The following is a 14,816-nucleotide window of genomic DNA, read 5'->3' on the forward strand; positions in this document are numbered from 1 at the left end:
GTGTAAATAATAGTTGGCGTAAATGTCTTTAAAATCAATGTAAAGCAATCACAAGATCAATGGTTAACAGTATGTTAATTACGGTACAATGTGAAAAATAACAGATAGAAATTTATAGAAATAATTAAATTAAATAGACTTAAGTTAATTGAAGATTGTTAACAAAATTATGTTGACAGTTATTCCCTTGATCAGTAATGTCTGTAAACAGAGTTGCAACATTATATTAACTTTTGCAATTCCGGTTAGGCAGAAACACAAACGCTCTTGGGGGAGTAGATATGCCAATTAAGAAAATAAAATATAAGTACAGCTCTGTATATCTCGCATTGTTAACAGCAATGTCTATGCAGGTGGTTGCAGAAGAAAAAGCAACTGATGAAGCTGCAGAAGAAATGGAAGTGATACAAGTAAAAGGGTTGAAAGGTAGTTTAAAGAAATCAATAAACGATAAACGTTTTTCTGAAAATTTAACCGATTCGATTAACTCCGAAGACATCGGTAAATCAACTGATCAAAACATTGCTGATGCATTATCTCGTGTTACCGGTGTCACAGTACAATCAGTTGATGGTGAAGGTTCGCGTATCACAGTTCGTGGTGCTAATTCACAACAAAACAATGTCAGTATGAACGGAGTACAACTCGGTTCCACAGATTTTAGTCAAAGTGTTGATTTATCCCAGTACTCATCTGATATTTTATCTAAAATTGAAGTGGTTAAAACACCCAGTGCCGATCATGAAGAAGGTGCATTAGGTGCAAACATTAACCTGATTACTAACAAACCGTTAGACATCAGCGATGACATTCGTACACTGACAGTTGAAGGTCGCTATAACGACTTAATAGAAGATGAAAACTACAAAATTTCAGGTACCATCTCTGAAAAGTTTTTTGATGAAACCTTTGGTGCTATTTTTACCGCAGTAAAAGAAACTAATACTTACCGTAAAGATCAGTATGCTGCCGATAATTGGGTATCTGAATACTCACATCTAGCAACAGATACTGAAGGTAATTTAGTTGAAGATGTTTGGGGTCTAACTAATAAAAATACTCGTTATGAGCTTTATAATAATGAAGTAGACCGCATGAATTTTAACTTGGGTTTGCAGTGGGCACCATCTGATACCACAGAATTTAATTTAAACACTAACTACACTAAACAAGCTTTTGATAGTTCTATGCATGGTGTTCAGGTCCGTAGTGGCGCACAAGGCAATATGATCGAAGGTATTGACCCTGGATTAGGTGGTGGGCCTTCACAGTGGACGGATCCACAACAAAGTTGGCACACCATTGATACTAAAACCAACACCTTTACTAAGTATTTAAATCGATTCGGTGATGGTGGTTTATCGCAATCAGAAAATAAATATGATGAAGAGAACACCGTTATTTCTTTTGATGTAAGACAAGATATCACTGATAACTTGATATTAAATGCAGGTATTGGTTACTCTAAATCTGAACGAACACCTGATAACCAGGTTTATATTGCTTTGCAAAATTACAGTAATATTAACCGTTGGTTGATCAAAAATGTACCCGCAACAGACATTGAACCAGTCGGATATGACTGTACTGGCGGACCATGTACCATCGTTGGTGGGAACGGTCTAATTGACTTTGGTGAGAATAATGAATTTGGCGATCCATTAAATGTTTGGGATAACTATTCAACCACAGGCTTTAATGCTGATGAATTAAATGCTCAGCATCTAACCTTCTTGAATCGCTCTGTCGTCGCTGTAGAAGATACTCAAAAATCAGCTTTTGTTGATTTTGATTGGATTCTTGATGTTGGACCACTGAAAAGTATCGAGTTTGGTGCTAAGTATTCAAATCGTGAAAAATATGTCGATAATCAGCAAAATGCATTTAACAGTGTCGCTGAAGGTGTTGTCGTACAAAACCCATACACAGGTGCGCCATCAGTACTCAACGATGGTCTTAATTCATTAAGTGGTGACTTATTTGCTACTGACGAAAATTTCCCTGTTGATAACTTCATGTCCAGCAATGGTTACGGACGCGATTCTATTACAGATGGCTGGTCTACTTTTTCAGCATTTAAAGCATTTGATGTAGCATTGGGTTCACCCTCAGTCGGTTTTACGCCGGATGATTCAAATACACGCTCAGCAGAATTGAATAATTTCGCGACCTATTTAAAAGCCAATTTTGATTTATTTGATGGTCGTCTATCAGGTGATTTAGGTGTTCGTTACGTCAAAACTGAAGTCGAAGCTGCTGGTTCGTCAGGTGTTCAATTTGCATTTGACCCAGGTAACGTAGGACGGTTAATGGACCCATTCAAATTAGCTGAATTACGAGATTCAAGCTTACCTGAATGTAGCGCTATCCCATTTTATGGCACCGACTGGAACGCGGAAACCCGTTGGGGACGTGTTGATGGCCAAGGCTATGACACAAATGGAACCAATGATTTTTCTGATGATATAGCACGTGCTGACGAAGGTGCCTGTTTTGACCCAAATGCCGTTCAAGGCAATCCTAATGAATCAGATTGGTGGTTATGGCGTCACAGTGATGTATCGACAGAGAAATATTATGTATATGGTGATCGCCAAATCGATGAAAATGGACAATTAATTGCTACTGAAGATAGAAGTAAACGTTCATTTGGTGTCACTGGTACTCATGATTACGATGTATTTTTACCGAGCATTAACCTTAATTACATGTTAATGGATGATACCGTGTTACGTTTTGCTGCGTCTAAAACCATGGCAAGACCACAAATTGATTCGCTGCGTCCAGGCTTTAAAGTGAGTGAAACTCAGTGGGGTGGTTATAACCGTAATAACACCATAACGTTAACAACGCCTAAGCTTGATCCACTCGAATCCATTAACTTTGATTTATCTTATGAGTGGTACTTTAACGACACTAGCATGTTGTCTGCAGGTATTTTTTATAAAGACATGACTAATTTTGAAGAGTCAGAAACTGTTGTAACTTACATGGATGACTTACGTGATGTTGGTTTAACAGAAGGTGATACCTACAACCCAGATGATTTAGTGCTCGTTGCCGATGTTGATAGTCTTGAGCAATGCATGCCTAAACGATTCCAGGGTAGCGATGAGTTTAGAGAAGATTGGATGTATTCTGGTGATCTAGAGCAAATGTGTGCTCAGTTCAAAACCACTCGAATCAAAAATGGTAAAGGCGCTACCATTCAAGGTGTTGAACTCCAATATATTCAAACATTCGATATGCTACCTGGGTGGTTATCGGGTTTAGGTATTCAAACTAACTATACCTATCAAGACAGTGAATATGATCAAGAAGTGTCTTCTATTGATGACAGTGTGCAACTGCCGTCTCTTCAAGTGGCTTATACACCAGAACACAGCTATAACTTAACCGCATTTTGGGAAAGAAATGGTCACCAATTACGTTTGTCTTATCAAGGCAACACAGATCAGTTAGCTAAACGTTCATGGGAGTCAGGTTCATTATGGGAAGAGGGACGTCAAACACTTGATTTCTCGGCAAGTTATAAGCTAAATGATTATGTTACTTTCTCATTCCAAGCAGTTAATTTAACGGATGAAGGCACACGTCAATATTACACGAGTCGATTCTTAAACGTTAACGGTGATGTATTAGATGAAGGCAGCCCAATAAGTGGTGACGCGACAGATTCACGTACTGTTTACCAGTATCAAACAGGTCGTACTTTCCGCCTAAATGCACGAATGAATTTTTAATATCAGCTTATTGTATTAAAAACTGAAAAAGCCGCTTAATGCGGCTTTTTTTATGCCAAAAAACTGCTAAGTTTAACGATTAAACACTCATTTAATGGAGCTTATTATGACTGACAAAACTATTCATGGTTTTAGTATCGGCATCGAACGAATTAAATCTGATGTGTTTTTATCCTTAAAGGCTAAAGGTACATTAACTCATAATGACTATTTATCAATAACCCCTTTAATTGACGCAGCTTTATCTGAAGTGAAACACCCAAAGGTCAATGTATTAATTGACGGTACAGAGTTAGATGGTTGGGAACTAAGAGCGGCTTGGGATGATCTCAAAATCGGCTTAAAACATGGCAATGAATTTAATAAAATTGCTATTTGGGGTAACAAAAATTGGCAAGAGTATGCTACCAAAATTGCGGGTTGGTTTATCAGTGGCGATGCTAAGTTCTTCGACAATAAAGAAGATGCTCTAACCTGGTTAGATATAACATAATGCAGCAAGATTATTACTAATCAAGGATAATTGGGTATGTTACTTAGATATTTAAATACATTATAAGCTTATGTTCCCTATCTTTTTTTCGAACTTGTCTATACTTAGTTTATAAAGGAGTTTTTAGAGGCAGGAGCTGAGTGAAAAGAGAAATAAAATCTATTTTAGTCGTAGATGATCAAGCTGTAATTAGACGAATTTTCACTAGAAGTCTTGAACGGCTTGGTTCATTTACGATAGCGGAAGCCCCCGATGGCTTAGCTGCATTTAATCAAATCAAGACTCAGCATTTTGATATGGTTTTTTGTGATTTAAATATGCCCGTCAAAGATGGGTTATATTTACTACAAAGATTGATTGAAATTCAATTTACATGCCCAATTGTGTTATTTAGTGGCGAAGATGAAACACTGCTTAATTCAGCAAAAGTTTTAGCCACTCATTATCACCTGAACATCTTAGGTATAGTGCCTAAACCTATCACTTCAACAATGTTGCAAGACTTTCTAGATAAAGCAGCTAATTGTTCAGTCAAACCACAAAACAAGCCTGCCAAGGCGTTAACTCAAAATCAGATAAAATTTTATATCGATAATGGAAATGTCCGTGCCTATTTACAGCCTCAATATAATCTACAAACCATGCAAATCTGTGGCTTTGAAGCACTTGCTAGAATCATAGATAAAGATATGGTTATTGCTCCAGCAAACTTTATCAATGTAGCCGAAGAAAGTCAGCTTATACTTCCACTAACTAAAGCTGTTATTGAAGATGCTATTAAGCACTTTGCCTTATTAGATGAGCAATATAGGCACCTGAATTTGTCCATTAATATTTCAGGAAAAATCCTCGATGACGAAACTCTGCCACAATGGATAGAAAGTGTTGTTATCAAGAATAATTTATCCAATAGTTCTATTACCTGTGAATTGACCGAAACGGCTATCCCGTCGAGTCAATCTGTCATGATCGTTGCTTTATTAAGACTCAGAATGATGAAGTTTAAACTATCAATTGATGATTTTGGAACCGGCTTTGCGTCACTCGAACAATTACATATGTTGCCATTTAATGAACTAAAAATTGACCGGTGTTTTGTACATGACATTATCACCAACTCAAGATCACAAGCTTTATTTAAGCGGAGTATTTTACTCGCTGAAGATCTTGGTTTAACAGCCGTTGCGGAAGGTATAGAAGATATAAATACAGTTGAATGCATTATAGAGATGGGATGCAAAATTGGCCAGGGGTTCTACTTTTGTAAACCATTTATTGCAGAAAAAATTATTAATAATGTTAATCAGTACGGACTAGGATTCAGAATCAATATGAATAAGGAATTTGATATTGAAAATACATAAAGAGTTACCTATTAGTTTATTAATCACTGCTATCCTAATAAGTATAGGGGTAGTGATGCTTAGTTATTACCAGTTTGTTGAGGCTCACTCAGACATAATAATAATATTGGAATATGTTTTAATAATTTTAACTATATCTTTTTCGATTGCTTGCTATTCTTTGATTAATAAATTGATCATCCCTTTTATGTTAATGCGTAAAAACCTTGTCGAATTATCTAAAGATGAAGTTGATGGGGATGAAATAAAAAAAATATCTCGTTTTAACGAAGAAGTTTCTACCTCTTTCAATTCTATTAATGACAGACTAAAAGCAAATAACGAACTTAGAAATATTACTCAAGAACAACTAGAAACTTTGGAATTACAGCGCAGCGTAATTAATGCAACGGCAACAGCGATGATAGTGACAGATGTCCGACAGCATGGCCAACCAATAATATTTATTAATCAAGCTTTTACATTGTTAACAGGTTATACACCAGAAGAAGTATTAGGAAAAGATTGTACATTACTACATGGTGAAAAAACTGAAATTGCTAAAACAAAATACATAGCAGAGGCGGTGAATGCCGGTAAAACATGTTCAGTCGTTATTACTAATTACACAAAGTCAGGCAAAGCATTTCTCAATAGTCTTACTATTGATCCCGTATACAATAATAATTCAGAAATAACACACTATATAGCTGTTCAAAATGACATTACAGAGGCAAAAAGAAAGGAAAAAGAAGTACTTGATGATTTGACTCAAATTGTAAACGAACGCACTAAAGAAACTGAAGAGACTGCAAATCGTTTACGGGCTGTTTTTGACACTGCACTTGATGGCACCATTGTAATAGATGAAACAGGCTATGTTTTAGATGTGAATTCTGCATTAGAGTCAATAGTCGGTCGAAATAAACATGAATTATTAAACCAACATGTATCATTAATTTTAACCAGTTTAGACTTTAACCAGCAAGGTATGAGAACCTCATTTAGTAAATGGTTAGCTATGTTTATTGGAAAACCTGAAAAGCTATATGCTCTACACGCCTCTGAAAATGTTATTCCAATTGAGATGTCAGTTGGCGAAACTAATATTCAGGGTAAAGCCATGTATGTGGCTGTAATAAGAGATATAACTTCACAACAAGAAAACAAACAACGTGAAATAGAATTACAAACAAAACTTTATGAACAGGAATTGATTTATAGAACCGCGTTCAATCAAGCTGCTGTTGGTATTGCACGAATAGGAATAAAATCAGAATTTGTCGAAGTAAATAATAAATTATGTGAAATTCTACAATTTAATGAGAAAGAATTGTGTAAGTTACATGTTAAAGATGTCACTTACGATTCAGATATTGAAAAGTCGACTAATTACATTCAGATGTTATTATCGGGAGAAATACAAAACTATAATATTGATAAACGTTATATTAAAAAAGATAAGAGTATATTTTGGGCTAACGTATCTATTTCATTAGTTCGCGATAACTATTCAAATGATCCTAAGTTTTTTATTGCTGTGATTGAAGATATTACTGAAAGAAAAGATTTCGAACAAACATTAAGTAATATTAACAAAGAAAGAGAAGTGTTATTAGCGGGCTTAAATATTGCTTCTAAAGCAGCAGGGGTTTATCACTGGTCATTCGATATTATCTCTAATCAGTTAACATGGGATGAAGGAATGCGCACCTTATATGGTGTGGAATTAGACCAGGATATTTACTATGACAATTGGCGTAATGCTTTACATCCGGATGACTTAGAAAAAGCAGAATCTGATGTCATGGCAGCTATTGAGGCCATTTGTTCTTTTAAGTCTGAGTTCAGAATTATTAACCCCAAAACCAAAGAACAACATTGGATACAATGTGCTGCTAATGTAGCAGTCGATGAGAACAAAACTCCAGTAATAATGTATGGGATAAATATTGATATCACCCAAGAAAAAATAAATAACTTTAATTTAGAAAAAGAAACCAAATCAGCAAAACAGGCTAGTGAAGCTAAATCTAGATTTTTAGCTACGATGAGTCATGAAATTAGAACACCAATGAATGGTGTTATCGGCATGATTGATTTGTTACGTGACACCCAACTAAATTCTGACCAAAATAGAATGGCAGCAACCATTAAAGACTCAGCTTTTTCATTATTAGATATCATCAATGACATTTTAGATTTTTCTAAAATTGAATCAGGGCAATTAGAACTTGAGCTAACCCCAACGAATATCCTAACTGTCATCGAAAAAACAATCGATAGCCTGTGGATTAATGCGTCAAACAAAAATGTTGAGTTACTAATACATCCAGATTTATCAATTCCTGAAAAACTAAATCTAGATTCAGTTAGAGTAAGACAAATTGTTTTGAATTTATTGGGCAACGCTATTAAATTTACCGGTCAAGATCGTGATGGACTTGTCATCATTCGTTTAAATTTCGATTATGAAGATTCAACGTTATCCATTGAAGTCATCGATAATGGTTTGGGAATTTCTAAAGATCAGCAACAGAAATTATTCAAACCATTTATACAAGCTGACTCATCAACAACTAGAAAATTTGGCGGTACCGGTTTAGGACTTAGCATCAGTAAATCATTTACTGAACTGATGGGCGGGAAAATTTCAGTAGAAAGCGAATTAAACTCTGGCAGTTGCTTTCGAGTGTCATTACCGGTGATGGTTACTCCTAATTCAATTAATGAATTTGAAAATTTTGACTTCAGTCAATACAGTATCTATATAGCGTTAAGTTCAAACGCATTAACCAACTGTTGTTACGACATTTTTAGTCAGTTCGATACTGAATTGGTTAGATGCGTCCCTGCTGATAAAATAAATGAACTCTATGAACAAGGGGATAACAGAACCGTCATTATTACTAATGCACTTGAAGCAAAAGCACTAGTAAATGTTGAGTCAATTAAAACGCTACTACTCGATGCAGATCCAATCAGACGTAAAGGACATTTAGACCCATCAACCTTTGTGGTTGGAGCACATCCTTTAAAACCAAGTGATTTAATCCATGGACTAGCAGTTCTATGTGGACTTGAAAGTCCATTACTAAATTGGTCAGTGGAAGAACCTGTCAAGAAAACCGTTAAAAAAATGTCGGTAGAAGAGGCCGAAACGACTAACCAGCTAATTTTAATAGCTGAAGATCAACCAACCAATCGACTAGTGCTAAGTAAGCAATTAGAAAATTTAGGCTACGCATGCGAAATGGCAGTGGATGGAGTCGAAGCATTAAAAATGTGGCGCACTGGTAGGTATCGTTTGTTATTAACAGATTGTCATATGCCAAATATGGATGGACTAGAGTTAACCCGTTGCATACGAAAAATTGAAAAAGAAAAAGACTTAATATCGAAGACAATTATTGCTGTTACTGCTAATGCGTTAGTGGGAGAATCAGATAAATGTCTTGATGCAGGAATGAATGACTACATAGCCAAACCTGTTGAAATCACGACATTAAAAAAAGTATTAGCTCAATATTTACCTATAGAACATGATGATATCATTAACAGTAAGCCAGAATCATTACCCACTGAAGTAATTGAAAATCAACCAATAGATTACGAGCATTTAAAAACAGTGATTGGTACTGATGATGTTGAAATAACAGATGAAATTTTGCTTATGTACTGGCAAAGTGTAAATGAAGATTATCAGTTACTAAAACAAGCCGTTAATTCATCGAAAACAGAAGAAGTACGAGGTAGGGCACACGCTTCTAAGGGCGCTTCAGTTTCAAGTGGTGCTATGTTTATTGGAAAGATATTTTTATGGATTGAAAAAAATAATACCGATCTAGATGGAATTAAAGATAGGTTTTCCGACATCGACACAGAGCTAGCAAACATTGAACAAGCATTAGTTATCCGTGGTGTGCTTTAGCTGCGAATAAACTGAAAAGGAAAGGGTATGGATAAATTAGTAAGTGTTGTTGTGTTTTATCACTCAATAGAAGTGAAGAATTTAATTAAAGATATTATAAATAATAAATATCGTAGAATTTTATACTGTGACATCACAACAAACCAAGATGAATTCATCCATTTTGTCGAAGAAAAAAAGCATGCTTACCTGTTTATTTATGCTTTCGATGCTCCACAAGAGGCTATTGATTTTAATCAATTGATTATGTCTTTGGACAAAACTAAAACCATATTTGATCATAAACATTTATCACTGTTAATTTGCAGTAGAGAACATAGAGAGACAGCTTACTTTGAATGTATAAAAGGGCGCTTTTATAGTTACGAAACCATGAAGCCTATTTATGATATGAATAGGATGCGTTTGGCCATTGCACATATAGCTGAAATATTGGTCAACAATATAAAGTTACATCAGCATGAACATGACAGAAGGGGTTTATTGAAAAAACTTCAAGGTGTGTCCAATGAACTTAGTCATGTTGAAACATCAATTGCAGATGAAAAAAGTGTTCAACATGTTTTACTCGATGACTTAATAAACTCTATTGATAACATTTATCATCACGATACTGGGTCTGATGAACAGCCAAAGTCGAAAACTTCAAAAGACAGTTTGTCACAAGTAGAAAATTTTAAATCCCATAACCAAAAGTATTTTAATGAGATTGGACAAAAGGTCAGGGCAGCTAAACCTAACTTTAAAAAATTACCAATGGTACTGGTTGTTGACGATCAAAATGTGATGCTAAAAATTATTACTACAATATTAAAACCTAAAGGATTTGATGTCGAGGTCGCAACCAATGGCGCTGAAGCACTCAATAAATTACAACATTGTAAACCAAAACTAATTCTCCTGGATATTGAAATGCCTGTACTTAATGGTATTGAAACCTTAAAGGCCATTGCTAAATTAGAATTACCAGATTCACCACCTATTATTATGCTTACCAGTAATTCTGATAAAGAAAGTTTTATAGAATGTCGTGAATTAGGCGCAATAGATTATATTGTGAAACCTACAAATGCAGAGACATTACTCAAAAAGGTTTTAGCCGTCATCTAAATCTTTGCCATTTAATGCCGATAAATAACGTTATCGGCATTTCAGTAATGATACAATAAGCTATTGTTTTAAAGATATAAATAATTATGAAACCCGCACTTCCTCCAGTACTACCTTTGTTTGATTCACCAGAATATATTCTAGAAGGTAATACAGCAGTCAACGCTCACATCACTCAATTGTCTCTCGATAATGTTACCGATGCAGGACTTATAATTGAGCACTGTTCGGATTGGTTACATGAGCAAAGACAAACTGAAAATAATTACAAAGCCTATCGATCTGAACTCACTACATTTTTGCATTGGTGCTTCGATGTGGCTGTTTTATCACCAATCCAAGTTTCTCGTAAAGACATAGCAAGATATATCGCTTACTGTGAAAATCCGCCTAAAGAACTCATTGGCTATTTTAATGTTGCACAATTCAAGTTGGATAAAGAGATTAATGAACGAATACCAAATGAAGCTTGGCGACCATTTGTCGGGAAAAAGTTGTTGGGTAAACCACAGCCATATCAACTAAGTGATAATGCACTTAAAACTAAAATTGCTATAGTTTCATCCATGTACGGCTACTTAATTAGTGAAGAATACACAGAAAAGAATCCAGCTCAATTATGGTTAAAACACAGTAGATTTACTGTTTCAAAGAAATTCATCAAAGATGAAGATGATAATAATCAGTCGTTTACTGAACTTCAATGGTCTTATGTTGTTTCTACTGTTAGTGAGTTAGCAGTTAAGGAACCAGCAAAACATCAGCGTAGCTTGTTTCTCATTAACTTACTTTATAGCTGCTATTTGAGAATTTCTGAGATCAGTGCAAGAGCTGGATATTCACCATTAATGAGCCAATTTAGAAAAAATCCTCACTCTGGAGTGTGGTATTTTCATGTACCATTTTCAAAAAGTGGTAAAGCAAGGAATATAGCCATATCAAAATCCTTGTTAGCCGGACTAAAGAATTATCGTGAGTATTTAGGTTTAACAAATCTACCTACAGCTAATGATAGTCATCCAATTTTTGTCAGACATAAAGCCGCTGGGCATGGTCGTGATACTGGAACTTTAAATGCTAACTTAGGCATTAGGCAATTGCGTGAAGAAATTAATACCTTAATTAATTTAGCTGCAGATAAAGCACTTAAAGATGGTTTTGATTACGATAGCCAGTTAATGCGGAAACTAACGGCTCACAATATTCGCCATACAGGAATTACTCATGATATTAATTTGAATCAAAGGCCTTTATCACATGTACAAGCAGATGCCGGTCATGAAAGTATCGATACAACATCTCAATATCTGCACACTAGCCAGGCAGAAAGAGATCAAAGTGCACAAAATAAACCATTAGACCATTTGAAAAATGAGTCATGACTATTAATTAGGCAACGCTGTGTCAATTCTACATAAGCTACCAAGGTATTGAGCTTCAGATTTAATTCTAAAGCGCACGATTAATGAGCTAAATATTCACAATAGATTAAAAATTTTGGGATCCTACAGTGGCATAGTTACAGTAGGGTTTCTGCTGCACTTTGTATAATAAGCCATATATTCTATTTAACATAATATACATTGTGCGTAGTTATATGTAGTTAGGTATATTGACGTTTATTGGCTGCAATCATAAGCTGACAACCTGAATTATTGGCATCTCAGTATGGTTTTAGATGTTCTTTGTTTTAATGGCTGTTTATCTAGGTTAAATGCTTTCGAGTGCTTAAATTAATTCAGCCAGTAATACGTCGCTACATATCTACTTGGTTAGCTTTGAGAAACTTTGCCCATAACGTTTAAGCTCAAGCCCACCAAAGTTATTGATAATGAAACTTGAACTATCAATTTGATATTCACCGGCTTCATAAAGTTTATTAGGATCTTCTATTTGCAGTTTCATTTGAACTGGGAATTTTCCACCAAGATATGCGTAAGCAGTTTGTTCATGAAATGTTCTCCCAGGCTTACCATCCTTTGGTGGCATTGTTCGGCTTATTACTTGAATATCTTCTTGAAATACTTCAATTTTAAGCATGCTAATAATTCCTATGCGTATGCTTTGAAAGGCAAAATGTTTGACTTGGCCACTACAGGCATTTGATACCAATCAGGTATTGATAAAGCTTTAACTTCAATAACTTCTGAGCGCTTTAGTGTTGGGCACATTCTACTAACATCAAATTTTTGCCCTATATCTATCCCAATGTTTTTCAACCTTGCTTTATGCTGATAAAATTGTGACTCAGATAAAATCTCTCTTAAGTCTGAACCGTGTTGCCATAATGAAAAGTAAGACATTGTAGTGTTCGCTTGCCTTAAAGTTTTAACAGCACCAACAGTTAGTAATTGATGTGCAATTGATTGATGTTCATCATGGGATATTTGAATGGCATTCATGGCTGTCTCGATATCTTTTAAGTAAGGTTGAAAGTCAGTTTCAGTTACGCGCCCGTAAAATTGTAAGTTATGGCGTTTTATCATTATTTGTCGGAGGCTATGTTCCTCACGTACAACACCTTTTTCTTGGCAGTATTCAATTAGGCTTTGTATGTATTTCAATCGGTCATCAGAAATAATATCTTTTTTCCGTTGGTCTTTTTTTAAGTGTTTAATCAGCTCAGCTGCTTTGTTATAGAGTTTGGTCATTAACCAAGTTGAAGCTTCCCCCCAGTTGCAAGTGTTTCCATCAGGATAAAGTTTAGGTTTTCGCGCTCGCCCAATTTGCATTGATGACAAACCACGGATAAAAGATTGCTCTTTGCCCTTTCCTACTTGATGGTTGATAGTCCAGTCGATAGCGGTAATTTCAGCTCCATTTCCGACAAGTTGGGCTGTCTTTCCATTTGGTGATTGACGGTATTGGATATGAGTATTTTTGGTGAACGGTGGCAAGTTATAACGAGCAAGAACATTATTAAAAATGGCTACACACTCATCTAGTGTCTGTAATCCAAATAGATTATCCATGCGTTGCCAACGCGATGGATTTCCTTCTACCCTAACCCTTGTTCCATCACAACGAATTGTTAGCTTTGTACTAAATGAACCTTCTAAAATCTTTTGGTTAACTGATGGTGGTAAATGTTCGCCTGTTTCCAGTTCGATTCGCTCAATCACATGCTGTCCGACAAGCGGTAAAGAGCCTGTAGGATGGTCTTGTTGCATGAATAAACGGTCGATGAAAAACAAGCTGATAAAACCCTGTCAAGTACATTTATATACACCTTACGCTCTATTTAAATGTACTTCAACGGGTAGGTACAAAAATGTAATGTTATAGTTACTTTATTATGTACTTAACTGGGGTTAATATGCTTAAAGATGTACTTAAAGATGCTCGTAATCGTAAAGGGCTCAAACAAGAAGATGTAGCCAATTCTATTAAGGTTGCTAAGCAAACCTATTTAAAATGGGAAAACGGCACGACAGAACCTAAGGCTTCTCAAGTAATGGCCCTAAGTCATGTTTTAGATATTACTCCCAATGAAATCTGCAGTGGTCGACTGAATAAACGTTATTCTCTTGAAGAATTTATTTATCAGTTAATGACACATCAAGCTAGAGGTGAAATGGAAACCTTAAAAGCTTGGGAGCACGTACCCGATCACGAAATATATTTTCAAGAGTTGAGTAATCCAACACGTGAAGAAGATGATGAATCAGTTTATGTAAGTAGGCTGATTCATCATAAAGATTGATAAGTGATTGCGGAAGGAAAATTCCGGAATTCCGGAGTTAGTTTGGGTGTAACAGGAACCCAAACAGTTTAACGTCGATTTCAATCGGGGGCGCTTCGCTTGCTTCCCCCTCAATCAATCTCTAAATACGAAGCAAAAAGTCTCATTTTGAGACTAGAGTCCACTGTTATAGTATGTGGACTCATCGATAAATCCCCTGCTTGTTCACTTCAGCGCCTAAGGCGCTTTCGTTCCTTCGCAAGGTCAAAAAGTCGCAAGTGTGAAATAAAGTCAGTATTAATGGTACAGCACTTTAATTCTGACCTCAGAATCCAGTTTGCCCACTCACGGGGCAAGCTGGTTTCTTCATCCTGAACGGTGTGAAAATGTTGTGAAGTTGATTGTTGTAAACAACGATAGTGATATTGGAACATGCGAAGTAATAAAAGGCGGCTTGGCAGGGAGAGAGCTCGGGACAAAAAGCGCCCCTACAAGAGCGCTTAGCATTAAGGGA

The 14,816-nt window shown here is 35.8% G+C and carries 9 protein-coding genes; 7 read left to right on the forward strand and 2 right to left on the reverse strand.

Annotation, left to right across the window (positions count from 1 at the left end; all coding sequences use genetic code 11):
• The first annotated feature begins 281 nt into the window (after nucleotides 1–281).
• The 6 genes from FPK91_RS02820 (at nucleotide 282) to FPK91_RS02845 (ending at nucleotide 12,002) form a co-directional block, all read left to right on the forward strand.
• The gene (locus FPK91_RS02820; RefSeq protein ID WP_144207691.1) at nucleotides 282–3,743 is read left to right on the forward strand and encodes a TonB-dependent receptor; all 3,462 of its coding nucleotides are present in this window, start codon (nucleotides 282–284) and stop codon (nucleotides 3,741–3,743) included.
• Nucleotides 3,744–3,849: 106 nt separating this feature from the next.
• Entirely contained in the window at nucleotides 3,850–4,236 is a 387-nt protein-coding gene (locus FPK91_RS02825; RefSeq protein WP_144207694.1) for a SpoIIAA family protein, read from the forward strand.
• A gap of 140 nt (nucleotides 4,237–4,376) precedes the next feature.
• Nucleotides 4,377–5,600: an EAL domain-containing response regulator gene (locus FPK91_RS02830; RefSeq protein WP_144207697.1), complete on the forward strand. Its 1,224-nt coding sequence runs from the start codon at nucleotides 4,377–4,379 to the stop codon at nucleotides 5,598–5,600.
• Complete coding sequence (locus tag FPK91_RS02835) at nucleotides 5,587–9,510, forward strand: PAS domain-containing hybrid sensor histidine kinase/response regulator (RefSeq protein ID WP_144207700.1); 3,924 nt, start codon at nucleotides 5,587–5,589, stop codon at nucleotides 9,508–9,510. The genes FPK91_RS02830 and FPK91_RS02835 overlap by 14 nt, the downstream gene beginning before the upstream one ends.
• A 27-nt stretch (nucleotides 9,511–9,537) precedes the next feature.
• Nucleotides 9,538–10,620, forward strand: coding sequence for a response regulator (locus FPK91_RS02840; protein ID WP_144207703.1), 1,083 nt, complete (start codon nucleotides 9,538–9,540; stop codon nucleotides 10,618–10,620).
• A gap of 86 nt (nucleotides 10,621–10,706) precedes the next feature.
• Nucleotides 10,707–12,002 (forward strand): tyrosine-type recombinase/integrase, encoded by a 1,296-nt coding sequence (locus FPK91_RS02845; RefSeq protein ID WP_144207706.1) that lies wholly within the window; start codon nucleotides 10,707–10,709, stop codon nucleotides 12,000–12,002.
• 382 nt (nucleotides 12,003–12,384) lie between these two features.
• Here FPK91_RS02845 and FPK91_RS02850 read toward each other — a convergent pair whose 3' ends face one another.
• Both FPK91_RS02850 and FPK91_RS02855 read right to left on the reverse strand, forming a co-directional pair.
• A complete protein-coding gene (locus FPK91_RS02850; RefSeq protein ID WP_144207727.1) occupies nucleotides 12,385–12,660 on the reverse strand; it encodes a single-stranded DNA-binding protein in 276 nt (91 codons plus the stop codon).
• An 11-nt stretch (nucleotides 12,661–12,671) separates the two neighbouring features.
• On the reverse strand, nucleotides 12,672–13,742 hold the full coding sequence (locus FPK91_RS02855; RefSeq protein WP_227006664.1) for a phage/plasmid replication protein, II/X family: 1,071 nt from the start codon (nucleotides 13,740–13,742) through the stop codon (nucleotides 12,672–12,674).
• Between the two features lie 194 nt (nucleotides 13,743–13,936).
• Between FPK91_RS02855 and FPK91_RS02860 the strand changes: the two genes are divergently transcribed.
• Nucleotides 13,937–14,323, forward strand: a complete 387-nt coding sequence (locus FPK91_RS02860; RefSeq protein ID WP_144207734.1) for a helix-turn-helix transcriptional regulator — start codon at nucleotides 13,937–13,939, stop codon at nucleotides 14,321–14,323.
• Nucleotides 14,324–14,816 lie beyond the last annotated feature (493 nt).

Source organism: Shewanella donghaensis, from assembly GCF_007567505.1.
Taxonomy (GTDB): domain Bacteria; phylum Pseudomonadota; class Gammaproteobacteria; order Enterobacterales; family Shewanellaceae; genus Shewanella; species Shewanella donghaensis.